Annotated in this window: 32 protein-coding genes; 16 read left to right on the plus strand and 16 right to left on the minus strand. The window is 72.4% G+C overall.

What is annotated here, in order from left to right:
• Positions 1–13: 13 nt before the first annotated feature.
• The 5 genes from AC1DZC_RS02920 to clsA form a co-directional block, all read right to left on the minus strand.
• On the minus strand, positions 14–484 hold the full coding sequence (locus tag AC1DZC_RS02920; protein WP_477039361.1) for an FHA domain-containing protein: 471 nt from the start codon (positions 482–484) through the stop codon (positions 14–16).
• A gap of 132 nt (positions 485–616) precedes the next feature.
• Positions 617–1,747, minus strand: a complete 1,131-nt coding sequence (locus AC1DZC_RS02925) for a DUF881 domain-containing protein (protein ID WP_477042186.1) — start codon at positions 1,745–1,747, stop codon at positions 617–619.
• Between the two features lie 2 nt (positions 1,748–1,749).
• Positions 1,750–2,082, minus strand: a complete 333-nt coding sequence (locus tag AC1DZC_RS02930) for a small basic family protein (protein ID WP_456824714.1) — start codon at positions 2,080–2,082, stop codon at positions 1,750–1,752.
• Positions 2,079–3,077, minus strand: a complete 999-nt coding sequence (locus tag AC1DZC_RS02935; RefSeq protein WP_477042187.1) for a DUF881 domain-containing protein — start codon at positions 3,075–3,077, stop codon at positions 2,079–2,081. The genes AC1DZC_RS02930 and AC1DZC_RS02935 overlap by 4 nt, the downstream gene beginning before the upstream one ends.
• Complete coding sequence (gene clsA, locus AC1DZC_RS02940) at positions 3,074–3,658, minus strand: cardiolipin synthase ClsA (protein WP_477042188.1); 585 nt, start codon at positions 3,656–3,658, stop codon at positions 3,074–3,076. Before clsA ends, AC1DZC_RS02935 begins: the two co-directional genes overlap by 4 nt.
• Before the next feature lie 116 nt (positions 3,659–3,774).
• Here clsA and AC1DZC_RS02945 point away from each other — a divergent pair, with 116 nt between their 5' ends.
• The 3 genes from AC1DZC_RS02945 to AC1DZC_RS02955 all read left to right on the plus strand — a co-directional run bounded on the left by AC1DZC_RS02945 (position 3,775) and on the right by AC1DZC_RS02955 (position 6,849).
• The gene (locus AC1DZC_RS02945; RefSeq protein ID WP_477042189.1) at positions 3,775–4,191 is read left to right on the plus strand and encodes a CoA-binding protein; all 417 of its coding nucleotides are present in this window, start codon (positions 3,775–3,777) and stop codon (positions 4,189–4,191) included.
• A 295-nt stretch (positions 4,192–4,486) separates the two neighbouring features.
• Complete coding sequence (locus AC1DZC_RS02950; protein ID WP_477039356.1) at positions 4,487–6,226, plus strand: DEAD/DEAH box helicase; 1,740 nt, start codon at positions 4,487–4,489, stop codon at positions 6,224–6,226.
• A 68-nt stretch (positions 6,227–6,294) separates the two neighbouring features.
• A complete protein-coding gene (locus AC1DZC_RS02955) occupies positions 6,295–6,849 on the plus strand; it encodes a DinB family protein (protein WP_477042190.1) in 555 nt (184 codons plus the stop codon).
• A 4-nt stretch (positions 6,850–6,853) separates the two neighbouring features.
• Here the strand turns inward: AC1DZC_RS02955 and AC1DZC_RS02960 are convergent, their stop codons facing one another.
• Positions 6,854–7,936, minus strand: coding sequence for a threonine aldolase family protein (locus tag AC1DZC_RS02960; protein WP_477039354.1), 1,083 nt, complete (start codon positions 7,934–7,936; stop codon positions 6,854–6,856).
• A 29-nt stretch (positions 7,937–7,965) separates the two neighbouring features.
• Here AC1DZC_RS02960 and AC1DZC_RS02965 point away from each other — a divergent pair, with 29 nt between their 5' ends.
• Positions 7,966–8,454, plus strand: a complete 489-nt coding sequence (locus AC1DZC_RS02965) for a DUF6328 family protein (RefSeq protein ID WP_477042191.1) — start codon at positions 7,966–7,968, stop codon at positions 8,452–8,454.
• On the opposite strand, the gene AC1DZC_RS02970 is transcribed toward AC1DZC_RS02965, so the two are convergent.
• From AC1DZC_RS02970 to ku, 4 genes are all read right to left on the minus strand, one after another.
• Positions 8,451–8,855: a Fur family transcriptional regulator gene (locus AC1DZC_RS02970; RefSeq protein ID WP_477042192.1), complete on the minus strand. Its 405-nt coding sequence runs from the start codon at positions 8,853–8,855 to the stop codon at positions 8,451–8,453. The two genes, AC1DZC_RS02965 and AC1DZC_RS02970, sit on opposite strands and share 4 nt — an antisense overlap.
• A gap of 100 nt (positions 8,856–8,955) precedes the next feature.
• A complete protein-coding gene (locus AC1DZC_RS02975; protein ID WP_426595776.1) occupies positions 8,956–9,237 on the minus strand; it encodes an HU family DNA-binding protein in 282 nt (93 codons plus the stop codon).
• Between the two features lie 147 nt (positions 9,238–9,384).
• Positions 9,385–10,431 (minus strand): PHP domain-containing protein, encoded by a 1,047-nt coding sequence (locus AC1DZC_RS02980; protein WP_477042193.1) that lies wholly within the window; start codon positions 10,429–10,431, stop codon positions 9,385–9,387.
• Positions 10,428–11,285, minus strand: a complete 858-nt coding sequence (ku, locus tag AC1DZC_RS02985) for a non-homologous end joining protein Ku (RefSeq protein WP_477042194.1) — start codon at positions 11,283–11,285, stop codon at positions 10,428–10,430. Before ku ends, AC1DZC_RS02980 begins: the two co-directional genes overlap by 4 nt.
• 90 nt (positions 11,286–11,375) lie before the next feature.
• Here ku and ligD (AC1DZC_RS02990) point away from each other — a divergent pair, with 90 nt between their 5' ends.
• From ligD (AC1DZC_RS02990) to AC1DZC_RS03005, 4 genes are all read left to right on the plus strand, one after another.
• A complete protein-coding gene (gene ligD, locus AC1DZC_RS02990; RefSeq protein WP_477042449.1) occupies positions 11,376–12,302 on the plus strand; it encodes a non-homologous end-joining DNA ligase in 927 nt (308 codons plus the stop codon).
• Positions 12,299–13,177: a non-homologous end-joining DNA ligase gene (ligD, locus tag AC1DZC_RS02995; protein ID WP_477042195.1), complete on the plus strand. Its 879-nt coding sequence runs from the start codon at positions 12,299–12,301 to the stop codon at positions 13,175–13,177. Before ligD (AC1DZC_RS02990) ends, ligD (AC1DZC_RS02995) begins: the two co-directional genes overlap by 4 nt.
• Positions 13,178–13,239: 62 nt before the next feature.
• The gene (locus tag AC1DZC_RS03000; RefSeq protein ID WP_477039348.1) at positions 13,240–13,800 is read left to right on the plus strand and encodes a Dps family protein; all 561 of its coding nucleotides are present in this window, start codon (positions 13,240–13,242) and stop codon (positions 13,798–13,800) included.
• Positions 13,797–14,885, plus strand: a complete 1,089-nt coding sequence (locus AC1DZC_RS03005; RefSeq protein ID WP_477042196.1) for an App1 family protein — start codon at positions 13,797–13,799, stop codon at positions 14,883–14,885. The genes AC1DZC_RS03000 and AC1DZC_RS03005 overlap by 4 nt, the downstream gene beginning before the upstream one ends.
• 4 nt (positions 14,886–14,889) lie before the next feature.
• Here AC1DZC_RS03005 and AC1DZC_RS03010 read toward each other — a convergent pair whose 3' ends face one another.
• On the minus strand, positions 14,890–15,096 hold the full coding sequence (locus AC1DZC_RS03010) for a hypothetical protein (protein ID WP_477039346.1): 207 nt from the start codon (positions 15,094–15,096) through the stop codon (positions 14,890–14,892).
• Between the two features lie 134 nt (positions 15,097–15,230).
• Here AC1DZC_RS03010 and mqo point away from each other — a divergent pair, with 134 nt between their 5' ends.
• Positions 15,231–16,718, plus strand: a complete 1,488-nt coding sequence (mqo, locus tag AC1DZC_RS03015; protein ID WP_477042197.1) for a malate dehydrogenase (quinone) — start codon at positions 15,231–15,233, stop codon at positions 16,716–16,718.
• A gap of 14 nt (positions 16,719–16,732) precedes the next feature.
• On the plus strand, positions 16,733–17,002 hold the full coding sequence (locus tag AC1DZC_RS03020) for a hypothetical protein (protein WP_477039344.1): 270 nt from the start codon (positions 16,733–16,735) through the stop codon (positions 17,000–17,002).
• Here AC1DZC_RS03020 and AC1DZC_RS03025 read toward each other — a convergent pair.
• Genes AC1DZC_RS03025 through AC1DZC_RS03035 form a run of 3 tightly spaced genes read right to left on the minus strand, consistent with a single transcriptional unit; the run spans position 16,999 to position 18,420 of the window.
• A complete protein-coding gene (locus tag AC1DZC_RS03025; protein WP_477039343.1) occupies positions 16,999–17,337 on the minus strand; it encodes a DUF2277 domain-containing protein in 339 nt (112 codons plus the stop codon). The genes AC1DZC_RS03020 and AC1DZC_RS03025 overlap by 4 nt on opposite strands.
• Before the next feature lie 10 nt (positions 17,338–17,347).
• Entirely contained in the window at positions 17,348–17,947 is a 600-nt protein-coding gene (locus AC1DZC_RS03030; protein WP_477042198.1) for a methylated-DNA--[protein]-cysteine S-methyltransferase, read from the minus strand.
• Positions 17,944–18,420, minus strand: coding sequence for an RNA polymerase sigma factor (locus AC1DZC_RS03035; RefSeq protein WP_477042199.1), 477 nt, complete (start codon positions 18,418–18,420; stop codon positions 17,944–17,946). The genes AC1DZC_RS03030 and AC1DZC_RS03035 overlap by 4 nt, the downstream gene beginning before the upstream one ends.
• Before the next feature lie 63 nt (positions 18,421–18,483).
• On the opposite strand from AC1DZC_RS03035, the gene AC1DZC_RS03040 reads away from it, so the two are divergent.
• Genes AC1DZC_RS03040 through AC1DZC_RS03065 form a run of 6 tightly spaced genes read left to right on the plus strand, consistent with a single transcriptional unit; the run spans position 18,484 to position 25,106 of the window.
• The gene (locus AC1DZC_RS03040; RefSeq protein ID WP_477039340.1) at positions 18,484–19,458 is read left to right on the plus strand and encodes a pirin family protein; all 975 of its coding nucleotides are present in this window, start codon (positions 18,484–18,486) and stop codon (positions 19,456–19,458) included.
• On the plus strand, positions 19,455–19,931 hold the full coding sequence (locus tag AC1DZC_RS03045) for a YbaK/EbsC family protein (protein ID WP_477042200.1): 477 nt from the start codon (positions 19,455–19,457) through the stop codon (positions 19,929–19,931). Before AC1DZC_RS03040 ends, AC1DZC_RS03045 begins: the two co-directional genes overlap by 4 nt.
• A gap of 55 nt (positions 19,932–19,986) precedes the next feature.
• Entirely contained in the window at positions 19,987–21,657 is a 1,671-nt protein-coding gene (locus tag AC1DZC_RS03050) for an NAD(P)/FAD-dependent oxidoreductase (RefSeq protein WP_477039338.1), read from the plus strand.
• A gap of 31 nt (positions 21,658–21,688) precedes the next feature.
• A complete protein-coding gene (locus AC1DZC_RS03055; RefSeq protein ID WP_477042201.1) occupies positions 21,689–23,161 on the plus strand; it encodes an ATP-binding protein in 1,473 nt (490 codons plus the stop codon).
• Positions 23,158–23,496: a UBP-type zinc finger domain-containing protein gene (locus tag AC1DZC_RS03060; RefSeq protein ID WP_477039336.1), complete on the plus strand. Its 339-nt coding sequence runs from the start codon at positions 23,158–23,160 to the stop codon at positions 23,494–23,496. The genes AC1DZC_RS03055 and AC1DZC_RS03060 overlap by 4 nt, the downstream gene beginning before the upstream one ends.
• Positions 23,497–23,534: 38 nt before the next feature.
• A complete protein-coding gene (locus AC1DZC_RS03065) occupies positions 23,535–25,106 on the plus strand; it encodes an esterase/lipase family protein (protein ID WP_477042202.1) in 1,572 nt (523 codons plus the stop codon).
• Here the strand turns inward: AC1DZC_RS03065 and AC1DZC_RS03070 are convergent.
• Entirely contained in the window at positions 25,103–25,798 is a 696-nt protein-coding gene (locus AC1DZC_RS03070; protein WP_477042203.1) for an anti-sigma factor family protein, read from the minus strand. The genes AC1DZC_RS03065 and AC1DZC_RS03070 overlap by 4 nt on opposite strands.
• On the minus strand, positions 25,795–26,301 hold the full coding sequence (locus AC1DZC_RS03075) for a sigma-70 family RNA polymerase sigma factor (RefSeq protein WP_477039333.1): 507 nt from the start codon (positions 26,299–26,301) through the stop codon (positions 25,795–25,797). The genes AC1DZC_RS03070 and AC1DZC_RS03075 overlap by 4 nt, the downstream gene beginning before the upstream one ends.
• Positions 26,302–26,433: the final 132 nt, after the last annotated feature.

The following is a 26,433-nucleotide window of genomic DNA, read 5'->3' on the forward strand; positions in this document are numbered from 1 at the left end:
CCGTTCGGTCCGTTCACGCGCCTGCCGCGTCCCGGTGCGGGCTGGGGTGGAACGTCATGCGGTACTTGCCGATCTGCACCTCGTCGCCCGAGCGGAGCACCGACTGGTCGATGCGGGTGCGGTTCACGTACGTGCCGTTCAGTGAGCCGATGTCGCGCACCACGAACTGGTTGCCCTCGCGGACGAACTCGGCGTGCTTGCGGGAGACCGTCACGTCGTCGAGGAAGATGTCCGCCCCCGTCGACCGGCCCGCGACGGTGCGCTCCGCGTCGAGCAGGAACCGTGCGCCGGCGCTGGGGCCGCGCTGCATGACGAGCAGCGCGGAGGTGGGGGGCAGCGCGTTGACGGCACCGACCTCGTCCGGGGTCAGCCCGACCGGGGCGCCGGCCTCGATCTCGACCTCGACGGGCTCGATCGCGCCGAAGCTCATGGTCGTGTCCGGTCCGGACGGCGGTCCACCCACCTGCGGGTCCTCGCTGCTCATGCCACCTCCCGGCCCGGTACCGACGACGAGTGCGTGCTCGTCGTCATGCGTCCACACACCCTATGCGGACCGGGCCGCCCCGCGCAGCACCGTCGACGAGCGTGCCCCCGACGTGGTGTCGCGAAACCCGGATCATCCGCCCGACGGCGGCACGGGCGTGGCGTACACGGGGTCGGGAATCACCCGCAACGCCGTGATCTGGACGTTGTCCCGCTGCTCCACGTCACCCTGCCCGCCGTTGTTGCGGACCTGCGCCATCGCGCCGCCGGGGATCTGCAGGGCGGGGTCGATCGTGTCGGGGTCGCCGATCGCGATCCACATGTACGGGGAGGTGAGGTTCACACCGTCGAGCACGATCGCGCCCGCCGTCCCCGTGAACGCGCTGCTCGCAGTCACCCGCTGACCGTTCAGCTCGATGGCCTCGGCGCCCGCGTTGCGCAGCTCCTCGAGCACGCCGAGCATCGTGTTCGGCTTGATCAGACCGTCGGGCTCCGTGAGCGTCACGACGACTCCCGGGCCCTCGGCCGGCAGACGGCCCGTGAGGATGCCCTGGGTCTCCGCGCTGCGGCGCAGGGCGTCCAGCGCGGCCTGGCGCCGGTCGGAGCCGGAGAGCAGCTGGTCGCGCTCGCGCGTCAGGTCCGCGGACTCGTCGGCGAGGGCGTCCCCGCGGTTGGTGACCTCGTCGAGGATGCGCACCAGGTCCTGCTGGCGCATCGTGCTGAGGTCGGCGCCGGCGGCCTGACGCACCTGGACCACGAGCGCGAACCCCAGCAGGGCGCACAGGACGCCGGCGAGCACCTGCGCCCGGGTCATCCGCGGTCGCAGGGCGCGGCCGAGCACCGACCACGGGCCGGGTTCGGCCTCGTTCGGCTCGTCGGTCGTGTCCGGGCCCGACGACGCGACCGCGTTCTCGTCGTCGACGTCAGGCCCGACCGTGAGCTCCGGCTCGACGGTCGCGGCCTGCGGTCCCGTGTCCTCGGCCTCCAGCTGCTCGGGCGCGTCCGCGCTGGGCTCGACATCTCCGAGCGCGTCCGCGAACGTCTCCTCGATCGCCTCGGCACGCGCCTGCTCGATGGCCTCGGCGCGCGCGAGCTCGGCGGCGGCCGCAGCGGCGAGCGGCGACTCGTCGTCGTTGACGACCGGCCCGGCGAGGTCGGGGCGCGGTTCGTTGAGCGCGTCGAAGACCTCGAGGTCGCTCGGGCGGTCGACGACGGCGTCGGCCTCGCAGCGGCCGTCGTCGTCGTCGTTCGGAGAGCCCGCCACGGTCATGCCTTGAACAGGTGCCGGCGGATCGAGGCTGCGTTGGAGAAGATCCGGATCCCGAGCACGACGACCACCGCCGTCGACAGCTGCGTGCCGACACCGAGCTGGTCGCCGAGGAAGACGATGAGGGCGGCGACCACGACGTTCGACAGGAACGAGATGAGGAAGACGCGGTCGTCGAAGATGCCGTCGAGCATGGCGCGCAGGCCGCCGAAGAGCGCGTCGAGGGCGGCGACCACGGCGATCGGCAGGTACGGCTGCAGCTCCGTGGGCACCGTCGGCTGCAGGAGCAGCCCACCGACGACGCCGATGAGCAGCCCGATGACGGCGATCATCTGACTCCCCTCCCCGAAAGACGTGCCGACCATGCCACACCCGACTCGTCGGGCGCACGTTCCGCGCCGTCCGCGTCGCTGGTCGACCCGGTCGTGTCGTCCGGCGTCGGCTCCGTCGAGCCGTCGGACTCCGACGAGCCGAGGACGGTCGCGTCGTGCAGCGTGACCGGTCCGGTGCCGGGGAGCTTGAGCCGGGACTGCGACGACATCTGCACGCCGATACCGAAGGTCGTGCGCAGCGTGGACATGAGCTGGCCGGCGGTGGTGCGGGCGAGCGCCGTCTGCATCGCGACGGGGTCACCGATCGCGTCCACCTTGTACGGGCTGCTCAGCGGCACGAGGTCGACGAGGACCGCGTCGCCGGCGGACCGGATGGCCGTCATGGACGTGAGGCGCTGCCCGTTGATCGCGATCGCCTCGGCCCCCGACGCCCACAGTCCGTTGACCACCACCTGGAGGTCGCCGTCCTGCACGCGCTCCCGCGGGTCCTGGGTGTCGGGATCGTCCGACGGGGCGTCCGAGAGCTCGAGGCGCAGCCCGCGCCCTTCGACCGGCACGACGCCCGACTCGACCGCGACGTCGTCGGCAGCGTCCCGCAGAGCGAGGTCGTCGTCGCCGAGGACCTCGCTCTGGAGCGTGCCGACCTCCGCGGTGAGGTCGTCGATCTGGGTCTGCAGGTCGTCGGCCTTGTCCGTGCGCTCCCCGATCTGGTCCTCGAGGATCTCGCGCGCGCGCTGCACCGAGCTCGCGGGCTGGCGCAGGGCGATCGTCGCGGCGGTGGTGCCGAGCCCGAGCACCACCGCGATCGCGACGAGGGTCGAGACCGAGCGCGCCGTGCGGGGGTGCGCCTTGCCCTCGGCCCGCCGGGCCGCCGCCTCGGCGTACCCCGGGTCGAGCGGCCGGCGGTAGACCTCCGTCAGCAGGGTCATGGACGCGTCGGGCGGACGGGTGGGCGCGACCGGCAGGCCGCCGTCGGCGCCGTGCCGGGACGTCATGCCGGTTCCGCGGGCGCGCGCAGCAGGCGGGCGGCCTGCGCCAGGTACAGCGCTCCGGCGAACCAGTACAGCGCCACGCCCCACAGCGCGAACGCCCAGCCGACGACACCCGCGACGACACCGACCCAGGAGTCGACCTCGGCGAGCAGCAGCAGCGGGAACGCGTAGAGCAGTGCGAACGTGCCGGCCTTGCCCGCCAGGTGCACGGGCAGCGGTGCGTAGCCCGCCCGGCCGAGCACGAGGAGCATGATGCCGAGCACCACGTCCCGCAGGACCAGCACGACCAGGAGCCACCACGGGACGACGTCCCGCCAGGCCAGGGCCACGAGCGTGACGATGATGAACAGGCGGTCCGCGGCGGGGTCGAGCAGCTGACCGAGGCGCGAGACCTGCCCGAGGCGGCGCGCGAGCACCCCGTCGAGCCAGTCGGAGGCGCCGGAGACCGCCAGGACGAGGATCGCCCAGCCGTCGCTGCCCATGGCCAGCAGCACCGCGAAGACGGGCACGAGCAGGAGCCGGGCGAAGCTGATCGCGTTCGGGACCGTCAGGACGCGCGAGGAGACGGCCTGGTCGTCTGCCATGGCCTGCCTCCCCGAGTACCCGTGCCGACTGTGCGGCGTCGATCCTATGCGGGCGTCGCGACGGCTCCCGACCGTGGCGCGCGGCGGATCCCGACTGATGGTGCGACGCTGGCGTCATGGCGCATCGCAACGACCCCGAGGTGATCCGACGGCTGCTGAGCACCCCCGGGCGATGGGCCGTGGTCGGCCTGTCGTCGAACCGGGCCCGGGCCGCGTACGGCGTCTCGGCGTACCTCGGCGGCATCGGCCACCAGATCGTCCCCGTGCACCCGAGCGCCGAGACGGTGCACGGCGCCTCGGGCGTGAGCTCGCTCGCCGAGGTGGACGGCCATGTCGACGTGGTCGACGTCTTCGTGAACAGCAGCCTGGCCGGCGAGGTGGTCGACCAGGCCATCGCGATCGGCGCGGGTGCGGTCTGGCTCCAGCTGGACGTCGTCGACGAGGACGCCGCGGCGCGTGCCGAGGCCGCCGGGCTCGACGTCGTCATGAACGCCTGCCCGGCCATCGAGGGCCCCCGACTCGGCCTGCCGTGACCCTGTGCCGGACGTCACGCGCACGGTGCCGGACAGGCGACCGCTCCCCCGGCTAGACTGACGTCGAATCTGGAGTTCGTCGCGTCCCCCTTCGAGGCGTCGCCACCACCGTTGTCGTCCATCTGACAGCGGTCGGGGCCCGCCTCTTGTTGTGAGGTCTAGGCACCGCGAGATGCGGTCGCCACTGGGTGGTCCGGGGCTGCGACCCGCTGTTCGCCGACCTGGTGCACGGTTCAGGGCTCCGCCCCGCGATGATCGGTTCCCCCTTTCCATGAGTTCTGTTGCGCCCTCTTCCATGCCCGAGAACGGCACCTTCGACGAGCTGGGCCTCCCCCCGGCGCTCGAGGCTGCGATCGCCGACCTCGGCTTCACCACTCCGTCCGCCATCCAGGCGCAGGCCGTCCCTGCCCTGCTGAGCGGCCGCGACATCGTCGGCGTCGCGCAGACCGGCACCGGCAAGACGGCCGCGTTCGGCCTGCCGCTGCTCGCGTCGATCGACCCCGACGTGCACGCCGTCCAGGCGGTCGTCCTGACCCCGACGCGTGAGCTCGCGATGCAGGTCGCCGACGCGATCCAGTCGTTCGCGACGCACCTGCCCGGCATGAACGTGCTCGCGGTCTACGGCGGCTCGCCGTTCCTGCCGCAGCAGCGCGCGCTGGCCCGGGGCGCCCAGGTGGTCGTCGGTACCCCCGGCCGCGTGCTCGACCACCTCGACCGCCGCACCCTGAAGATGGACGACGTCCGCTTCCTCGTGCTCGACGAGGCCGACGAGATGCTCCGTATGGGCTTCGCCGAGGACGTCGACCGCGTGCTGTCCGCCGCTCCCAAGGAGCGTCAGGTCGCCCTGTTCTCCGCGACGATGCCGCCGCCCATCCGCCGCGTCGCCGAGCAGCACCTGAGCCGTCCGGTCGAGATCACGGTCTCGCGCCAGGCGTCCACGGTGACCAGCGTCCGCCAGACCTACGCCGTGGTCCCCCACCGCCACAAGACCGGTGCGCTCGCCCGCGTGCTCGCCGTGTCCGAGGCCGACGCGGCGATCGTGTTCGTCCGCACCCGTGGTGCGGCCGAGGAGGTCGGCAGCGCGCTGGTCGAGCGCGGCATCTCCGCCGCGTACATCTCCGGCGACGTCGCCCAGACCGAGCGCGAGAAGATCGTCGACCGCCTGCGCACCGGCGCGCTCGACGTGCTCGTCGCCACCGACGTCGCGGCTCGCGGCCTCGACGTCGACCGCATCGGCCTCGTCGTGAACTTCGACGTGCCGCGCGAGCCCGAGACCTACGTGCACCGCATCGGCCGCACCGGACGCGCCGGCCGCGAGGGCGAGGCGCTGTCGTTCGTCACGCCCGCCGAGCAGTCGCGCCTGCGCCAGATCGAGCGGACCACGCGCCAGTCGCTGATCCAGGTCGAGATCCCCACGCCCGTCGAGGTCTCCGCGCACAAGGTCACCGGGCTGCTCGCCCGCACGGCCGAGCGCAAGGAGATCGGGCGTCTGGACCTCTACCGCGAGGCCATCGCCGTCCACCTGGCCCAGAACCCCGACGTCGACCCGGTCGACCTCCTTGCTGTCCTGACCGCCCTCGCGGTCGGCGACGAGGGCCCCGTGGCCGCGTCCGGCGACGACCTGGACGACGCCCTGTCGCGTGCGCACCTGACCGGTGGGAACGGCCGTGACCGCGACAACGAGCGAGGCTACGACCGTCCGGAGCGCGAGCGCCGCAACACCAGCACGCACATCGCCGGCGGGTCCCCGCGCTGGCGCGTGGCGGTCGGTCACCGTGACGGTCTCCAGCCGGGCGCCCTGGTGGGCGCGCTCACCGGCGAGGGTGGCCTGACCGGCAAGGACGTCGGCAAGATCGACATCTTCGGCAGCTTCGCGCTGGTCGACATCCCGGCCGGCCTGACCCCCGAGGTCATCGACCGTCTGGCGCGCACGCGCGTCGCCGGCCGTCCGCTGCGGATCCGTCAGGACACGGGCCCGCGTCCGGGCCAGGGCGCCTCGCGCCCCAGCCACGGCCCGGCCCGCGGCCGCAGCTGACGAACCCCTGAACGACGCCCTCGGCTCCTCGGAGCCGGGGGCGTCGTTCGTCTGACAGGCTCTGTCGGATGATCGACGACTTCGCCAAGGCCTACCTCCTCGACGACCTGCGCGACGTGCGCGGCTCGCTCCTGGCGACGCTGGACGGCCTGTCCGAGTACGACGTCCGCCGCCCGCTCACGGCGACCGGGACGAACCTGCTCGGCCTGGTCAAGCACCTGACCCTGTCGGAGGCGTGCTACCTCGGCCTGGTCTTCGATCGACCGTTCTCCGATCCGCTGCCGCGGTTCGACGAGCCGGGTTACGCGAACCCCGACCACATGTGGGTGTCGGAGCGCGAGTCCCGCGCCGAGATCGTCGACCGGTACCAGCGCGCGTGCCGGCACGCCGACGACACGATCGAGGCGCTGCCGATCGACGCCCCCGGCCACGTGCCGTGGTGGCCGCGTCCCGACGTGCTCCTGCTCAACGTCATGGTCCACGTCCTGACCGAGACCAACCGGCACGCCGGCCACGCCGACATCCTGCGTGAGGGGCTCGTCGGCCCGGGCCCGTCGCGCCACGACGACGCCGACTGGGCAGCCCACCGCGCGCGGATCGAGGACGCCGCGCGGCGGGCGTGATCCGTCAGACGACGGCGTCGGCCACGGCGGCGACCAGCTCGTCGACGTCCGCCTCCGTCGTGTCGAACGAGCACATGAGGCGGACCTCGCCGGTGGCCACGTCCCAGTCGTAGAACCGCCACCGGCGTCGCAGCGCCTCGGCGACGCCCGCCGGGAACACGACGAAGACGCCGTTCGCCTGGGTGGGCCGCGTGACGTGCACCCCGGGCAGGCTCTCGATGCCCGTGCGGAGGCGCGCCGCCATCGCGTTCGCGTGCCCGGCGGACCGCAGCCACAGGTCGCCCTCGTACAGGGCGATCAGCTGCGCGGACACGAAGCGCATCTTCGAGGCGAGCTGCATGTCCATCTTGCGCAGGTAGGTCAGGCCGCCGTCGGCCTCCGGCGAGAGCACCACGACTGCCTCGCCGAACAGCAGCCCGTTCTTCGTCCCGCCGAGCGAGACGAGGTCGACGCCCGCGTCGGTCGTGAACGCGCGCAGGGGCAGGTCCAGCGCGGCCGCCGCGTTCGAGATCCGGGCGCCGTCGAGGTGGAGCCGCATGTCCAGGGCGTGCGCCTGGTCAGCGAGGGCGCGGATCTCGTCGGGCGTGTAGAGCGTGCCGAGCTCGGTGCTCTGCGTGATCGAGACGACGCCCGGCTGGGCGCGGTGCTCGTCGCCGAACCCCCACGCCTGGGTGGCGACGAGGTCGGGCGTGAGCTTGCCGTCGGGCGTGCTGACGGTCAGCAGCTTGAGGGCGCCCATCCGCTCGGGTGCGCCGTTCTCGTCCGTGTGGATGTGGGCGGTCTCGGCGCACACCACGGCTCCCCAGCGCGGGAGCACCGACTGCAGCGACAGCACGTTGGCGCCCGTCCCGTTGAACACCGGGAACGCGGTGGCCGTCGGCCCGAAGTGCTCCTGGACCACGGTCTGGAGGCGTGCGGTGTACACGTCCTCGCCGTAGGCGGTCTGGTGGCCCCCGTTCGCCGCGGCGATCGCGGCGAGGATCTCGGGGTGGGTCCCTGCGTAGTTGTCGGAGGCGAAGTCGCGGCGGTCGGCGTCGTGCAGTCGGGTCACGGGCTCAAGTGTGCCCTGGGGCCGACCGTGCGGCATGATCCTGGCAACTCACGAGGAGGTGTCGGGTGCAGCACGACGACGTGGCCCCGGACGACGGCCGGACCGAGACAGCCAACGAGCGCGCCGACCGGAACTGGAACGAGCTGCTGCAGGAGCTGCGCGTCTCGCAGACCGGCACGCAGATCCTCACGGGCTTCCTGCTGACCATCCCGTTCCAGCAGCGGTTCGAGTCGCTGGACACCTACCAGCGCAACCTCTACCTGGTCCTGGTCGTCCTGGCCGTGCTCGCGACGGCGCTGCTGCTCACGCCCGTCAGCATGCACCGGGTGCTGTTCCGCCGACGCCTCAAGCCGCAGCTCGTCGCCTGGGGGAACGCGTTCGCCCGCGTGGGGCTGTTCGTGCTCGCCCTCGTGCTGGCCGGCGGCGCGATGCTGCTGTTCGACGTCGTCCTAGGCCGGACCGAGGGGCGGATCATCGGCGTCGCGTCGGTCGTCGTGCTCTTCGGGTGCTGGTGGGTGCTGCCGCAGGTCGTGGGGCGCCGGACTCCCGACTAGGACGCGGCGGCGGCGCGGCAGGCCGCGCAGGTCCCGATGAGCTCGATGGTGTGCTCGACGTCGTCGAAGCCGTTGGCGGCGCCGACCTGGGCGGCCCAGGACTCGGCCTGCCCGGCCTCGATCTCGACGGTCCGACCGCAGGACCGGCACACGAGGTGGTGGTGGTGGCTGCGCTGCTCGCAGAGGCGGTAGACCGACTCCCCCTCCTCCGTGCGCAGGACGTCGACGTCACCGTGCTCGGAGAGGCTCTGCACGGCCCGGTAGACGGTCGCCAGACCCACGCTCGAGCCACGGGACCGCAGGATCTCGTGCAGCTGCTGGGCGCTGCGGAACTCGTCGATGTCCTCGAGCAGGTCGAGGATCTCGGCACGCTGCCGCGTCTGACGCGGGACGACCACCATGGCAGAGCCACCTTCCTGAGAGTCGTTCCCAAGATCATACGAGGTCAGGCCCCCGATCCGTGAGGATCGGAGGCCCGGCCTGGCGTACGGAGGTGCTGGGTCAGCCCTGCACGGCGCGCTTGAGGGCGCTGCCGGCGGTGAGCTTCACGCGGAAGCCCGCGGGGATCTCGAGCTTCTCACCGGTCTGCGGGTTGATACCGGTGCGGGCACCACGCTCAGCGCGGGCGACGGCGAGGAAACCGGGGATCGTGACGGCCTCGCCCTTGGCAAGGTTCTCGACCACGACCTCCTGGAAGGCCTTCAGAGCCTTGTCGGCGTCCGTGTTGGTGAGGCCCGCCTTGGCGGCGAGGGCCTGGACGAGCTCGGTGCGGTTCACGCTCACTAGATGTGCTCCTTGTTCACTCGGGACATGCAGGCCCAGGTGCGGGCCGAGGTGTGCCCGGGCGCGCAGGGAGAACCGACTTGCCCGGGGACGACCGGCTGACACTAACCCGAGAACGGCCCTGGGACCGAGACGGGGCGTGTCGTGTCACCTGTGCGCACGCGCCAGCAGGTCGTCCAGGGGCCACGTCGTGATGATCCGGGCGGGGTCCAGGTCGTGCTGGGCGGCACGCTCGCAGCCCGCACCGAGCCAGTCCAGCTGACCCGGAGCGTGCGCGTCCGTGTCGATCGAGAACAGGCATCCGGCCTCGATCGCCACGTCCAGGAGCTCGTGCGGCGGGTCGAGCCGGTCGGGTCGGCAGTTGATCTCCACGGCGACGCCGTTCTCGGCGCAGGCGTCGAAGACCCGGCGGGCGTCGAACTCGCTCTGCGGGCGGCTCTTGCCCTTGATCTGGCGCCCCGTGCAGTGCCCGAGCACGTCGGTGCGCGGGTTGCGGACCGCGGCGAGCATCCGCTCGGTCATCGGTCCGCGGTCCATGCGCAGCTTCGAGTGCACCGACGCGACGACGACGTCCAGCTGGTCGAGCAGGTCCGGGTCCTGGTCCAGGCCGCCGTCGTCGAGGATGTCGACCTCGATGCCCGTCAGCACCCGGAACGGTCCGACCACGCCGTTCAGCGCGGCGACCTGGTCCAGCTGGGCTCGCAGCCGCGGTGCCGACAGCCCGTTCGCGACCGTGAGACGGGGCGAGTGGTCCGTGATCGCCAGGTAGTCGTGCCCGAGCTCCATCGCGGCCAGCACCATCTCCTGGATCGGCGTGGACCCGTCGCTGGCCTCGGTGTGCGCGTGCAGGTCGCCCCGCAGCGCCCGGCGCAGCGCGGCCGCCGCGGGCTCCAGCGACGAGGACGCGTACTCCTCCTCGAGCGTGTCGAGGTACTCCACCGGCTTGCCCCGCAGCACGTGCGCGACCACGTCCGCGGTGCGTGCACCGACCGACGGCAGGGTCGCCAGTGCACCCGTGGTCTCGAGCACGGCCAGCCGCTTCGCGTCCTGCTTCTCGACGCTCACGGCAGCCTTGCGGAACGCCTCGCTGCGGTAGGCGCTCGCCTGGGCCCGCTCGAGCAGGAACGCGATCCGGCGCAGGGCCGCCACGGCGTCCGCCTGCCGGTCGGACGCCGAGCGGTCCGACGGGCTCACGACGCCTTGGACTTACGCTTCTTCGGCTCCTCCTTGGGAGCCTCGGCCGGCTCCTCACCCCGCGCGCTGCGGGCCTTCTCGACGCTGCGCTGCAGGGCCGCGAGCAGGTCGACGACGTCGCCGCCGCCCTCGCCGGACTCCTCCTCGCCGGGGGGCACGGGCACGGACTGGGTGTCGCCGGAGGAGACCTTGGCCTGGATCATCGCCTCGAGCGCGCCGGCGTACCGGTCCTCGTACTGGTTCGGGTCGAAGTCCGCGGCCAGCGAGTCGACCAGGGACGACGCCATCGCGAGCTCCTGCGGCCGGACCGTCACCTCGTCGTCGAGGACCGGGAAGTCGACGGCGCGGATCTCGTCGGGCCAGAGCAGGGTCTGCATGACGATGACCTTGTCGCGGACGCGAAGGATCGCCATCGACTCGCGCTGCCGCAGCGCCACCTTGACCACCGCGACGCGGTCGGCCTGCTCCAGCGCCCCGCGCAGCAGCGCGTACGGCTTGGCGGCGGTCTTCTCGGGCTCGAGGTAGTAGGTCTTCTGCAGCAGGATCGGGTCGACCTGGTCCACCGGCACGAACTCGAGCACCTCGATCTCGCGCTCCGTCGACAGCGGCAGGGAGCGGAAGTCCTCGTCGGTGAGCACGACCAGCTCGCCGTCCTCGGTCTCGTAGCCCTTCGCGATGTCCGACATCTCGACCGGCTCGCCGTCGATGCTGCAGAACTTGCGGTAGCGGATCCGGCCGCCGTCCTCGCGGTGCACCTGGTGCAGCGTCACCTCGTGCTCCCCCGTCGCCGAGTACAGGCGCACGGGGACGTTGACCAGCCCGAAGGCGACCGAGCCCTTCCAGATCGCTCGCATGGTGTGTGTGCCTTCCGTCCGTGTGAGGTTCGGTCGCGCGGCTGCTCTCCAGGCACGACTGCTACCAGGCAGGATGTACCCGTGGAGCCCATGCTCGCCACCCCCGCGACCGGTCCGACGGAGCTTCCGCGCGGCCCGCAGTGGTCGTACGAGGTCAAGTGGGACGGCGTCCGGGCGCTCTCGGACACCACGTCCGGTGCGCTGCGGCTGTGGAGCAGGCAGGAGCGCGAGATCACGCCCGCCTACCCGGAGCTGGCCGGACTGGTCGCGGTCCAGGACGCGATCCTGGACGGTGAGATCGTCCTCCTGGCCGACGGGATCCCCTCGTTCACGGCCCTGGCCGAGCGCATGCACGTGCGCGACGTGCGTCGGGCGGCCGCCCTCGCGGCGCGTCAGCCGGTGACGTTCATGGTGTTCGACGTCCTCCGGCTGGCGGGCGCCGACCTCACCCGGACGACCTACGACGACCGCCGCGCCGTCCTGCAGCAGCTCGAGCTGCCGGCGAACGTGCAGCTCTCGCCCGTCTACCCCGACGGCCAGGAGCTCTGGGGCGTGACCAAGCAGCTCGGGCTCGAGGGCGTCGTCGCCAAGAAGCGCTCGTCGCTCTACCACCCCGGCCGCCGGTCCGAGGAGTGGGTCAAGGCCCCGCACCGCCGGACGCGGGCGGCTCTCGTGTGCGGCTGGCGGGTCGAGACCACGGGGTCCGGGCGGCTCGGGGCGGTCCTGTTCGGCGCCCGCGACGCGGACGGCAGGCTGCGCTACCTGGGACGGGCGGGCAGCGGGCTGAGCGGCGCGAAGGCGACGCGGATGCGGCAGCTGCTGGACGAGCACGCGCGGGACGGGTCGCCGTTCGACGAGGACATCCCGCCCGAGGATGCGCGCGGGACGCACTGGGTCGACCCTGTCGTCGTCGTCGACACCCTGTACCTGGCCCGCAACCCGACGGGGCGCCTGCGCCAGCCCGTGGTGCGCGGCGTGCGCACCGACACCGACGCCGATCCCTGGGAGCAGCCGTGACGCCTGAACGGCAGATGGTGGACGTGGAGGGCCGTGCGGTCCGCGTGAGCCACCTGGAGAAGGTCATGTACCCCGCGACGGGGATGACCAAGGCCGAGGTCATGAACTACTCGGTCGGCGTCGCGCCGGCGCTGCTCGCGCAGCTGAAGGACCGGCCGGTGACCCGCATCCGCTGGCCCGACGGCGTGGACGGCGAGAAGTTCTTCGAGAAGAACACGCCCCGCGGGGCGCCGGCATGGGTCCGTCGGCAGAAGATCAGCGCCGCCCCGGGCTCCGACGACGAGGGCACGGTGCTGGAGCTGCCCTTCCTCGACGACCTCGCGGGACTCGTCTGGGCCGCGAACCAGGGCGCGCTGGAGCTGCACACCCCGCAGTGGCGGGTCGGGCCGCGCGGGGCGATCCACAAGCCGGACCGGCTCGTCGTCGACCTCGACCCCGGTCCCCCGGCCGGCCTGGAGGCCTGCGCCAAGGTCGCGCACCTCGTCGCCGACCGGCTGCGCCAGGACGGGCTCGACGTGATCGTGCCCGTGACCTCGGGCAGCAAGGGCATGCAGCTGTACGCGCCGCTGCCGGGCACCCAGAGCGTCATGGAGGTGCGGCAGTACGCCCACGACCTGGCCTACGAGATCGCGGCGGCCAACTCGAGCCTCGTCGTCGCGATCATGAAGAAGGACCTGCGCGGCGGCAAGGTGCTGATCGACTGGTCCCAGAACCACCCGGCGAAGACCACGATCACGCCCTACTCCTTGCGCGGCCGTGAGTACCCGCACGTCGCGGCGCCCCGCTGGTGGGACGAGATCGGACCCGGCCTGAAGCAGCTGACACCCGACGAGGTGGTCGCGCGGTACGCGGAGAAAGGCGACCCCTTCGCGTGAGCGATGGCGAGACCGCGACACCTTTGGCACGGTGGCGTGACACACAGATCCGAGGAGTCGTCATGGCACTGCCCAAGTACACCGTCCCGTCCCTGACCGCCCAGCAGGGAGCCGACGTCGCCGCGGTCCTGCAGCAGCGGCTCGACGCGCTGAACGACCTCGCGCTCACCCTCAAGCACATCCACTGGAACGTCGTCGGACCCCACTTCATCGCGGTGCACGAGATGATCGATCCGCAGGTGGACGCCGTGCGGCTCATGGTCGACGCGATCGCCGAGCGCATCGCGACCCTGGGGGTCGCTCCGGTGGGCACCCCGGGCGCGCTGGTGAAGAACCGCACCTGGGACGACTACTCGATCGGGCGGGACAGCGCGATCGCGCACCTCGGCGCTCTCGACGTGGTCTACGTCGGCGTCATCACCGATCACCGCAAGGCCGCCACCGACGTCGAGGAGATCGACGACGTGACGAACGACCTGCTGATCGGGCACCTGCACGAGCTCGAGCTGTTCCACTGGTTCGTGCGCGCGCACCTCGAGTCCGTGGGCGGCGAGCTGACCACCGGCACCTCCTCCACCGAGAAGTCCTCGGCCAAGAAGGCCGCCACGAAGGACAGTGCGTGACGTCTGAGGTGCGCAGCGCACGTCCGCACGTCGCGGCGCGCCTCGAGAGCGCGCTGGACCGGCGCGTGGCCAGCCGGCTGCGCCGGCGCGGCTGGACGGTCCGGATCGAGCCGTACGCCAGCTACGGCGCCCCGGGCTGGGTCCGCGTCATGGCGCGGGCCCTGCTGGCGGCGCCCATCGTGCGCGACGAGGACCTCCCCGGCGCGGGCGGGAACGCGCAGGCCGGCGAGCCTGCCGCTCCCGCCCTGCGCGGGTGGCGCAGCTTCGCGACCGCGCAGGTGTCGGACGCGGTGATCGACGTCCACGTGGGCGGCCGGGTGCACCACGTCACGACGGACCGCGGCGGGTACGTCGACGTCGTCCTGACCGCGGACCTCGACCCTGGGTGGCACGACATCCGGCTGACCACGCAGGACGGCGCCACGGCGACCGCGCCGGTGCACGTGATCGGGCCCGAGGTGCGGTTCGGCATCGTCAGCGACATCGACGACACGGTGATGGTCACGCGCCTGCCCCGTCCTCTCGTCGCGGCGTGGAACGTGTTCATGCGGCACGAGAACGCGCGCGAGCCCGTTCCGGGCATGTCGTCCCTGTACTCCGAGCTGCTGGACCGCGACGAACGGCTCCCGGTCGTGTACCTGTCCACCGGCGCGTGGAACGCGGCGCCGACGGTCGGCCGGTTCCTGCGCGAGTACCGGTTCCCCGCCGGGCCGCTGCTCATGACCGACTGGGGTCCGACGAACAGCGGGTGGTTCCGCAGCGGGCCGGCCCACAAGATCACGCAGCTGCGCCGCCTCATGCGGGAGCTGCCGCACGTCCGCTGGATCCTCGTGGGCGACGACGGGCAGCGCGACCCGCAGATCTACGCGGGTGCCGCGCAGCACCACCCGGAGCACGTGCTCGCGATCCTGATCCGTCAGCTGACGTTCGGCGAGCACGTCCTGGCGCACGGCGTCCCCGCGCCGACGACCGACTCGCTGCGCGCCGAGCGCCGGGCGAGCCTCGACGGCATCGCGGTGATCCAGGGTCCGGACGGGCAGTCGTTGGCGCGTCAGCTGCGGGCGCGCGGGATCCGGCTGACCTGACCGCTCAGAGGCGCTCGGGGTCGTCCCACTCGTCGCTGCTGGCGATCGCCTCGTCGTCGGCCTCGAGCTCGACGGAGTGCAGGGAGCGCGGCGCGCGCGACGGGTTGCCGCCCGAGCGGGCGTCGGCCGCGTCGAGATCGGCCTGCGACTGCAGGCGGTCCGCCAGGTGCTCGGCGGACGGGTCGGAGGTCAGGTCCCGGTCGGCGGTCATGACTTCGTTCTACCCCGCTCCGGTCCTCGGTGCACGCACGAACCACGGGTCGGCACAAGTGTGACGTAGGCCCGCGACCAAGATCACAGGCGCCGGACGTGGAGGTATCTCGACGTCAACATACGATCGAAGACGTGGCGCACAGCGAAGAAACGGTAGACGTCGTCCTCGTCGGCGGCGGGATCATGAGCGCCACGCTGGCCGCTCTGATCACCACCCTCGAGCCCACCTGGACCGTCGAGATCCACGAGGTCCGGCCCGGTCTGGCCCAGGAGAGCACGAACGCCTGGAACAACGCGGGCACGGGCCACGCCGCCCTCTGCGAGCTCAACTACACGCCCGAGCGTCCCGACGGCTCGATCGACATCAGCAAGGCCGTCGCGATCAACGAGCAGTTCGAGCTGTCCCGCGAGCTGTGGAACCACCTGGCCACCGCGGACCGGCTGCCGGGCGGTGACGGCTTCCTGTCGAGCACCCCGCACATGACGTTCGTGCGTGGCGAGGCCAACGCGGACTACCTGCGTCGCCGCTACGAGACGCTGCGGACGCACCCGCTCTTCGACGACATCGAGTTCAGCACCGATCCCGAGCAGATCGCCCGGTGGGCTCCGCTGCTCATGGCCGACCGCGACGGCGACGAGGTCGTCGCCGCGACCCGCTCGGCCGCCGGCACCGACGTCGACTTCGGCCGCCTGACCAACGCGATGGTCACCGACGCGGTCGCCCGCGGCGCCCGTCTGCACCTCGAGAGCGAGGTCACGCGGCTCTCGCAGCGGCGCGACGGCACCTGGCGCCTGCGCATCAAGGACCGTCGCTGGAACGGTCACGTGCGTGCCCGCAAGGTCAGCGCCCGGTTCGTGTTCATCGGCGCGGGCGGTGGCGCCCTGCGGCTCCTGCAGCGCTCGGGCATCCCGGAGGCGCGCGGGTTCGGCGGGTTCCCGATCAGCGGGCAGTTCCTGCGCACCACCAACCCGGAGCTCGTCGCGGCGCACCAGGCCAAGGTCTACGGCAAGGCCGACGTGGGCGCTCCCCCGATGTCGGTCCCGCACCTCGACGCCCGCGTGGTCGACGGCGGCTCGGCGCTGATGTTCGGCCCGTACGCGGGCTGGAGCATGAAGTTCCTCAAGAACGGCTCGTGGACCGACCTGCTGCGCTCCGTGCGCCCGGGCAACCTGGTCCCGATGCTCGCGGTCGGCGTGAAGAACCTCGACCTGGTCAAGTACCTCGTCGGAGAGGTGACGGCCAACGACACCGACCGGCTCCGCACGCTGCGCGCGTTCATGCCCGGCGCGCACCCCCGCGACTGGGAGCTCATCACCGCGGGCCAGCGCGTCCAGGTGATCAAGAGGGACAAGAAGCTCGGCGGCGTGCTCGAGTTCGGCACCGAGCTCGTCACGTCGGGCGACGGCTCGATCGCCGGCCTGCTCGGCGCCTCGCCGGGTGCGTCGACCGCCGTCGCGACGATGCTGGACCTGCTCGAGCGCTGCTTCCCCGACCGGGCGCAGGAGTGGCAGCCCCGGCTGCGCGCCATGATGCCGAGCCTCGGCGGCGGCGCGTGGGACGAGTCGTTCGAGCTCGACCAGCTCGACCAGGAGATGGAAGAGCTGCACTCCGAGCGATGAGGGACGATGGGGCCGTGTCGTACGAGACCCCACCTGCCGTCAGCGCCGAGATGCGGCACGCCAAGCTGCGTGCCGCGACCGAGCACACCACCGTCGGTCAGGTCGTCCAGACAGACGATGGCCGCGTCACCATCGGCTGCGCGTGCGGGATGGTGCTGAGCAACGGCCCGACCTGGTCGCTCGACGAGCACATCCGCCTGCACCGCGCCGAGGCACGGTTCCTGGCGCTGGCCGCGGTCGCGCCGACCGGGATCCCCCGGCTCGTGGAGTGGCCCCTGCGCTAGACGTGGGCCAGGTCGTCGTCGTCCTCGTGCTCGTGCGGCAGACCCAGCTCGTGGGCGCGTTCGTGCGCCTCGCGGGCCGCGATGCGCGCCTGCACGTCCGCGCGGCGCAGCGGCGGCACGGTGGTGGGCGGCTGACGGCGCTCGGGCAGCTCGTCGAGCAGCCGGGCGGTGATCGCGGCGATCTCCGCGACGGCAGCCTCGAACGGGTCGCGCGTCTTGTCGGTGAGCGTCTGGACCCCCGTCACCTTGCGCACGTACTGGCGCGCGGCGGCGGTGATCTCCTCGGACGTGGCGGGCGGCTCGAGGCCGCGTAGCGTGGTGATGTTCCGGCACATGCCACCGACGCTACGCGGCGATCCCCCGGGTCTCCAGGGCGAGCAGGGTCAGCTTGGCGTCCGCTCCCCCGGCGTACTGCCCCGGGGAGCCGTCCGAGCGGACCACGCGGTGGCAGGGCAGGACGAGCGGCAGCGGGTTGAGCGCGCACGCCGTCCCGACCGCGCGGACCGCCTTCGGGCTGCCGGCCCGGGTGGCCATCTCGGCGTAGCTCGCGGTCCGGCCGTAGGCGATGTCGGGCAGGTGCTCGACCACCGCCCGGCGGAACCCCCGCAGCAGCCGCAGGTCGAGCGGCACGTCGAACGCGCTGCGCCGGCCGGCGAAGTACTCGTCGAGCTCGCGGGCGACGTCGTCCAGCCGTCCGGGTGCTTCGAGCACCCGCGGACTGATCTCGTCGGAGAGCGCCTGCAGGACCGCCTCGTGGTCCTGCACCGCGAACGCGACCCGGACCAGGCCCTCGCGGGTGCGGGCCAGCAGCAGGGTGCCGACCGGGCTGTCCATCGTCCGGTAGGCGACGTCGACCAGCGCGTCCGTCTCGAGCCGCGCGTGCAGCCGCGCCAGGTCGGAGGGGTCGACCGCCGTCAGGAGGCCGGTCGGTGTCTCGTCGCTCATCGTCGTCCTCCGTCGATGCCGGGGTAGGTCCTGCGCAGGGTCGCGATGCCGTCCGAGCCGGCGCGTCGGGCGGCCGCGGCGGTCCCGCCGAGCAGCGCGGCGACGTCGTCGTAGGGCAGGCCGCCGAGGTGGTGGTAGGCGACGACCTGCCGCTGCTTGTCGGGCAGGGCGGCCAGCGCCGACCACAGGTCCAGGTCGCGGCCGTCGTACGTGGCCGGTCGGTCCGGGACGTCGGCCACCGGGACGGCCTGGCGGGCGGCCCGGCGGACGACGTCGATCGCCTTGCGGTGCGCGATGGTCACCAGCCACGCCTCGACGTTCGCGTCGGCGGGCAGGTCCGGGTACGCGCGCAGCGCGGACAGGAACGTCTCCGACCAGGCGTCGTCGGCGTCCACGGGACCGACGACCGCGCGACAGACGCGCAGCACGGTGGGCCCGTGCGCAGCGACCACCCGCTCGAAGGGTTGTTTCACGCTCACAGTGTGCAGACGCGCGACGGTCGCCGCGTGTGAGGTCCGACTTCTAGGGTGGTGCTCGTGACGAACCTCGAGGTGCGACCGGTCCCCGAGCTGTGCGACCTGGTGCCGACGCACGGTCCCGTGGTCGAGCTCCATCCGTCGCGCGACGTGCCGCTGGGCGGGGTGCGCGCCATGCGGGTGCGCCGGACGCTCCCGCAGCGCGGCCTCCCGCTGGTCGGCGCCTGGTGCTTCCTCGACGAGTTCGGTCCGCAGAACGTCGACATGCGGGTGCTCCCCCACCCGCACACGGGCCTGCAGACGGTCACGTGGCCGATCGCGGGCGAGATCCTGCACCGCGACAGCGTCGGCTCCGAGGCGATCGTCCGGCCAGGGCAGCTGAACCTCATGACCGCCGGCCACGGGGTGTCGCACTCGGAGTTCTCGCTGGGCTCCGAGCCGCTGCTGCACGCCGCGCAGCTGTGGGTCGCGCTGCCCGACCCGGTGTCGCAGGGTGGCCCCGGGTTCGAGCAGGTGAGCGACCTGCCGGTCTGGGAGGCGCCCGGGGTCCGGGCGACCGTCTTCATCGGGCAGGTCGACGGTCTCGCGTCGCCGGCACGGGTGCACACGCCCCTCCTGGGCGCCGAGGTCACGGTCGACGCCGGGGCCTCGGCCGAGATCCCCCTCGTCCCCGGGTTCGAGCACGCCGTCCTCGTCGTCGACGGGGCGCTCGAGGTCGCGGGAACGCCTCACGAGCCCAGCGGTCTGCTCTACCTCGGGGACGGCCGCGCGTCGGTGCACCTGCGGTCCCGGGACGGGGCGCGGGTGCTGCTCCTCGGCGGGGCGCCGTTCGAGCACGACCTCGTGATGTGGTGGAACTTCGTCGGCCGCGACCACGCCGACATCGCGGCCGCACGTGCCGACTGGGAATCACCCGACCGTGCGGAGCGCTTCGGTGTGGTGCAGGGTCACGGCGACCTGCGCATCCCCGCACCGGAGCTGCCGAACATCCGCCTGCAGCCCCGCCGCCGCCGGCCCCCGAAGGAGTCCGTGTGACCGAGCTTCCCGTCCGCTCCCGACTGGTCGCGACCGCCTTGGCCGACGCGGGCGTCACCGGCGTCGTGCGTGAGCTGCCCGACTCCGCGCGGACCGCGCCCGAGGCGGCTGCGGCGCTCGGGGTCGAGGTGGGTGCCATCGCGAACAGCCTCATCTTCTGGGCCGACGACGAACCGCTGCTGGTGCTGACGAGCGGGCGGCACCGGGTCGACACGGCCGCACTCGCGGTCGCGCTGGGCAAGGGACACATCGCCCGCGCCACGCCGGACCAGGTGCGCGCCGCGACCGGGCAGGCCGTCGGCGGCGTCGCCCCGGTGGGCCACCCGGCGCCCGTCGAGACGGTCGTCGACGTCGCGCTCGCTGACTATCCGCAGGTCTGGGCGGCCGGCGGCACGCCGCACACGATCTTCCCGACGTCGTTCGACGAGCTGGTCCGCGTCACCGCGGGTCGTGCCCTCGTCGTCGGCGACTGACAATTCGGGCTGCGGAGCACAGACTGTGGGTGAAGGAACGAGCCGAGGGAGTCATGTGGAGCAGGTGCAACGCCAACCGGTCCTCCTGACGGTCGACGACGACCCGGTCGTGTCCCGGTCGGTCGCACGTGACCTGCGACGCCACTACGGCGAGCACTTCCGCGTGGTGCGCGCCGAGTCGGGCGCCGCGGCGCTGGACGCGTGCCGGGAGCTGAAGCTGCGGGGCGACCAGGTCGCGATCCTGCTCGCGGACCACCGGATGCCGGACATGAACGGCCTGGAGTTCCTCGAGCAGGCCATGGACCTCTTCCCGTACGCGCGACGCATCCTGCTCACCGCCTACGCCGACACGGACGTGGCGATCGACGCGGTCAACGTCATCGACCTCGACCACTACCTGCTCAAGCCGTGGGACCCGCCGGAGGAGAAGTTCTACCCGGTCATCGACGCGCAGCTCAAGGCGTGGAAGACGACCTCGCGCAAGGCCGTCCCCGAGACGAAGGTCGTCGGGCACCGCTGGTCGGCGCGGTCGTCCGAGGTGCGGGAGTTCCTCGCCCGCAACCAGGTGGCGTACCGCTGGTACGCGTCCGACGAGCCCGAGGGTCGGCGGCTCCTGGAGGTCGCGGGCGCCGACGGCCTTGACCTCCCGCTAGTGATCACCACGGCGGCGAAGGCCCTCGTCGCCCCCACCGACGCCGAGCTCGCGGCCGAGGTCGGGCTCTCGGTCGCACCGACCGAGGAGTTCTACGACCTCGTCGTCATCGGCGGCGGCCCGGCCGGGCTCAGCGCCGCGCTGTACGGGGCGTCGGAGGGTCTGCGGACGGCGCTCGTCGAGCGGTCGGCGACGGGCGGCCAGGCGGGGCAGAGCTCGCGCATCGAGAACTACCTCGGCTTCCCCGACGGGGTGTCCGGTGCGCAGCTGACGGACCGCGCGCGGCGGCAGGCACTGAAGTTCGGCGCCGAGATCGTGCTGACCCAGGACGCGGTCGGGCTCGAGGTGAACGGCGCCGCACGGTCGGTCCTGTTCGCCGACGGCAGCTCCGTCGACGCACACACGGTGATCCTGGCCAGCGGCGTCGCCTACCGGGAGCTCGACGGCCCGGGCATCGGTGCCCTCACCGGTCGCGGCGTGTACTACGGATCGGCCCTCACCGAGGCGACCGCATGCTCCGACAAGGACATCTACATCGTCGGCGGCGCCAACTCGGCCGGCCAGGCGGCGATGTTCCTGTCGGCCCACGCGCGCTCGGTGACTCTCGTCGTCCGGGCGCCGTCCCTGACGCAGTCGATGTCGCACTACCTGATCGAGCAGGTGGAGCGGAACCCGCGGATCCGGGTGGTCACGCAGACCGAGGTCGTCGAGGCCGTCGGGGACGACCACCTCGAGCAGCTCGTGCTGCGCGACATCGGCACGGGCGAGAAGCGCACGGTCGATACGGGCTGGCTGTTCGTGTTCATCGGCGCCGCCCCGCTGACGACCTGGCTCGACGGCGTGGTCGACCGCGACTCGCACGGCTTCGTCTGCGCGGGGCACGACCTGCTCGTCGACGGGCAGACGCCCGACTCGTGGCCGCTCGACCGGCCGCCCTACCACCTGGAGACCAGCGTCCCCGGGGTGTTCGCGGCCGGCGACGTGCGCGCCGAGTCCGCCAAGCGTGTGGCCAGCGCCGTCGGTGAGGGCGCCATGGCCGTCATGTTGGTCCACCGCTATCTGGAGCAGCTGTGACCATCACCCTCCACCGCTACCTGGAGCAGCTGTGACCACCATCGACGAACCGGCGACGATCACCCGCAAGCAGCTCGCCTGCGACATCGACGAGCTCCGGACGCTCTTCCTGTTCGAGCGGCTCAGCTCCGAGCAGCTGCTCTGGCTGTGCGCTCGCGGCCACGTCGAGCACATCGACCCCGGCGTCCTGTACCGCGAGGGCGACCCGGCGACGGACTTCTACGTGATGCTCGACGGGTCGCTCGCGATGTACCGGCGGGTCGGGACCGACGACGTCGAGGTGGCGCGCACCAGCCAGGTGGGCGTGTACGCCGGCGCCTGGGCCTCCTACCTGGGTGACCGGGTGCCGCAGGTCTACTCCCAGACGCTGCGGGTCCTCGAGCCGTCGCGGTACTACGTCCTCGGCGCCGCCGACTTCGCGAGCTTCATGAACGACTGGTTCCCGATGGCGGTGCACCTGCTCGAGGGGCTCTTCTTCGGGCAGCAGACCTCGCAGCAGGTCATCGGCCAGCGCGAGCGGCTCCAGGCGCTGGGGTCGTTGTCGGCGGGCCTCACGCACGAGCTCAACAACCCGGCCGCGGCGGCGACGCGGGCGACCGCCACGCTGCGCGAACGCGTGGCCGGGATGCGCCACAAGCTCGCGCTCATCGCGTCCGGCACCTACGACCGCGCGCAGCTGGCCCAGATCATCCACCTGCAGGAGAAGGCGGTCGCCGCGTACGCCGCGACCCGCGCGTCGGGCAAGACGCCGAGCGCCATGGAGGTGTCGGACCTCGAGGACGCCGTCGGCGACTGGATGGACGACCACGGCATCCAGGGCGGCTGGGAGCTCGCGGAGAGCTTCGTGACGGCCGGTCTGAGCACCGCGTGGCTGGACAACGTCGCCTCCTACGTCGGCGACGAGGTGCTCGAGGGGGCGGTCCGCTGGCTCGCCTACACGCTCGAGACCGAGTCACTGATGTCGGAGGTCGAGGACGCCACGACGCGCATCTCGGCCCTCGTCGGCGCCGCCAAGCAGTACTCGCAGATCGGCCGGGCACCCGACCAGGTGCTCGACGTGCACGAGCTGCTCGAGAGCACGCTGACGATGCTCGACCGCAAGCTCGACGGCATCACGGTCGTGCGCGACTTCGACCGCGACCTGCCGCCGATCCACGTGTTCGGTGCCGAGCTCAACCAGGTGTGGACGAACCTCATCGACAACGCCGCCCAGGCGATGGACGGCACCGGGACCCTGACGATCTCCACCCGGCGCCTCGACGACTGGCTCGAGGTCGTCGTCGCCGACACCGGACCGGGCATCCCGCCGGAGATCATCGACCGCGTCTTCGAACCGTTCTTCACGACGAAGCCGGTGGGCTCGGGTACGGGCCTCGGCCTCGACATCTCGTGGCGCATCGTCGTCGGCAAGCACCACGGCGACCTGTCCGTCACCTCGGAGCCGGGCGCCACCCGGTTCCGCGTCCGCCTTCCCTACACTCCGACCGAGGGGCCCACCGCGTGACGATCGACCCGACTGCACCGCCCAGCGGCACCGGCTGTCTCGAGTGCGACGCGACGGACGGCTGGTGGTACCACCTGCGCCGCTGCGCGACGTGCGGTCACATCGGATGCTGCGACACCTCGCCCTCGCAGCACGCGACGGCGCACTACCGCGAGACCGGCCACCCGGTCATGCGGACGTTCGAGCCCGACGAGGACTGGTTCTGGGACTTCCCGGCCGACGACTACACCGACGGCCCGCCGCTCGCGGCGCCCGAGCACCGGCCCCGCGAGCAGACGGTGCCCGGGCCGCAGGGTCGGGTCCCCGACGACTGGCGGGCCCACATCCACCGGTAACGGACCGGACAGAGACCGGGGCACGACGAGGAGCGACGATGACGTACGCGAACGACGGCCGGCTTCCGGTGATCTACGTCCGCGGGTTCGCGGGCGGTCCGTCCGGTATCGGTGCAGCCACGGACGACCCGTTCTACGGGTTCAACGAGGGCTCGGTGCAGGTCCGCGTGGACGGCGGCGACCGGCCCGTGTTCCACCAGTTCGAGAGTCCGCTGCTGCGCCTGATGATCGACCAGGGCTACCAGCTGCTCGTGCAGGGGGACCAGCTCGCCTACCTGGGCACCCAGGAGCCCGGCACGATCCCGGCCGCGTCGATCTGGGTGCACCGGTTCTACGACGAGTTCTCGCCGAACCTCACCAACGACCCCAACGCGTTCAGCCTCGAGCGCGCCGCCGAGAGCCTGTTCACCCTGATCAAGCTCGTGCGCAAGCAGACCGGTGCTCCTCGGGTGTTCCTCGTGGCGCACTCGATGGGCGGCCTCATCGTGCGCTCCCTGATCCAGCGCACGATCCCGGACGACGCCGAGGTGGGCGGGCGGGCGGACGCAGCCACGGCGTTCGTCGACCGCGTGTTCACCTACGCCACGCCGCACGGCGGCATCGAGTTCTCGGTCGGCTTCGGATCGCTGGAGAGGCTGCGCGACCTGACGGGGGTGGCCGGCGCCGACATCTTCGGGCCGGCCCGCATGCGGGAGTTCCTGTCGTGGTCCGGAACGCACGAGCAGGACGCGTTCGACGCGACCGAGATGCCCGACGACGGCTTCCCCAAGGACAGGTTCTTCTGCCTCGTCGGCACGGACTCGGCCGACTACGCGACGGCCGCCGGCCTGTCCGCCCGCGCGGTGGGCGCCCGGAGCGACGGCCTCGTGCAGATCGACAACGCCTACGTGAAGGGGACCCCGCGGGCGCTCGTGCACCGGAGCCACTCCKGGCGGTTCGGCATCGTGAACTCCGAGGAGGGTTACCAGAACCTTCGGCGCTTCCTCTTCGGGGATGTCGAGGTCCGCGCCGACCTGGTCAACTTCACGCTGCCCGGCCTGCCCGACGACGACACGGACTGGCAGCTCGAGGCGTCGCTGTCGATCCGAGGGCTCCCGGTGGTGCTGCACGAGCAGAGCGCGGCCCACCTGTGCCCGATCCAGATCGAGCGCCCGTCCCGGACGGACGAGGCGAGCACCCCCTTGCCCCTGGTGCGCACCTACCTCTCGACGGCGTCGTCGCGACCGACCGATCCGTCCGGGAAGCGGTCCGCGACGATGCGGCACGTGCTCCAGCTCAGGCTGGTCTCGCTGCGCAAGAGGGGCGGCATCCTCTCCTTCCTCGACCACCTCGAGTCGACCGCCGACTGGGCCGACGTCCTCGTCGTCGACATCGCGTTCGAGGAGGGGGCGCCGCCGCAGTCGTGGGCGGTCTGGAGCTCGGCCATCGCCGGGGCGATCCGTGACTGGGTGCCCGACCCCGCGGTCACCCCGCCGTTGAAGGACGAGGACACCGCGCCGGGGCACTGGCTGGTCCGGGTCCCGGTTCCGCCCGCGGCGCGCGCGTTGCTGGGCGACCGCGCGGCGATCACGATCCAGGTGTCGGGGCGGGCGACGGTCGACCGAGCCTAGGTCGTCGCCTCCGCCAGCGGCGCGTCCGACCCCGCAACCCGGATCTCGACGCTGCGGATGTCCTCCGTGACGATGCTCGACGACGCCCCGAGCCCCCGCGCGCCGGCGTTGCGGGCCAGCCACGTCGCGACGACGGTCCGCTCCCCCGTGTCGTCGACGAGGACCAGCTCGTAGGTGGGCCCGTCGCCGTCCGGCCACGCGTCCGCCGGGTAGGTGCACTGCCAGTCGATCCGCGTGCCCCAGCCCTTCTTCTCCAGCGTGAGGTCCGCCGTGACGTCCACGTCGCCGACCGGTTCGAGGAGCAGGGTGGTCGTCTGGTTCGCGGTCGGCGGCGGAGCCGCGGGTCGCGCCAGGAACGTGCCGGCCAGGCCACCGACCACGAGCAGGACCGCGGCGGCGCCGACGAGAGCGACGATGCGACGCCTACGCACGCGCCGGACGGCGTGCGCGAGCGCGGCCAGCTGCACGACGTCGCCCGCGGCGGCGTCGTCGGCGCCGTCCATGGCCTCCTGCGCCGGCACCATCCGCAGCAGCCCGGGCATCCCGGCCAGCTCGGCCACGGCCGCGGCGCACTCGTCGCACGTGCGCAGGTGCTCCTCGTAGGCGCGCCGGTCCTGCGGGCTGAGCGCACCGAGGACGTACGCGGCGTCCCAGTCGCGGTACCGGTGGTCCTCCGTGTCGCGGCCGGTCATGACGACACTCCTCTCTCCTGCAGGGCGAGCCGCAGCGCGCGCAGTCCGTAGTGCAGGCGCGACTTCACGGTGCCCTCGGGGATCTGGTGCTCGGCGGCGAGCTCGGCCACCGAGCGTCCGCCGTAGTAGGCGCCGACGACGACCGCGCGGTGCTCGGCGGACAGCTGCGCGAGGGCGTCCGAGACCAGCCAGGCGTCCAGGACGGCCTGCGACTCGTCGGGCTGCTCGCGCTCGGGCGCCTGGTCGACGGTCCGCTCGCGCACGTGCCGGGCGCTGCGCCGGTCGTCGATGACGAGGTTGCGCACCACCGTGTACAGCCACGCGCGGGTCGCGTCCTGCTCGCGGGCCAGCACCTCGGGGTGCTTCCACGCCCGCACCATGGCCTCCTGGACCACGTCCTGGGCGAGCGCGTGGTCGCCGGTCAGCCGGACGACGTACGACTGCAGGGGACGCGCGTACGCCTGGTGCAGCGCGCGCATCAGCGCGTCCGGTTCGTCGCCCACGGCCCTCCCTCCGATCTCCTACCCGGTCAACGGGACCGGCACGCACGAGGTTCAACGAACGGTGAACCTCACCCGCCCCGGCCTCGTGGTCCAGGTAGCCGGTCGTCGCACCGGTGGCCCGAACCGAGGAGA

The organism is Cellulomonas sp. P2_B4 (genome assembly GCF_056404795.1).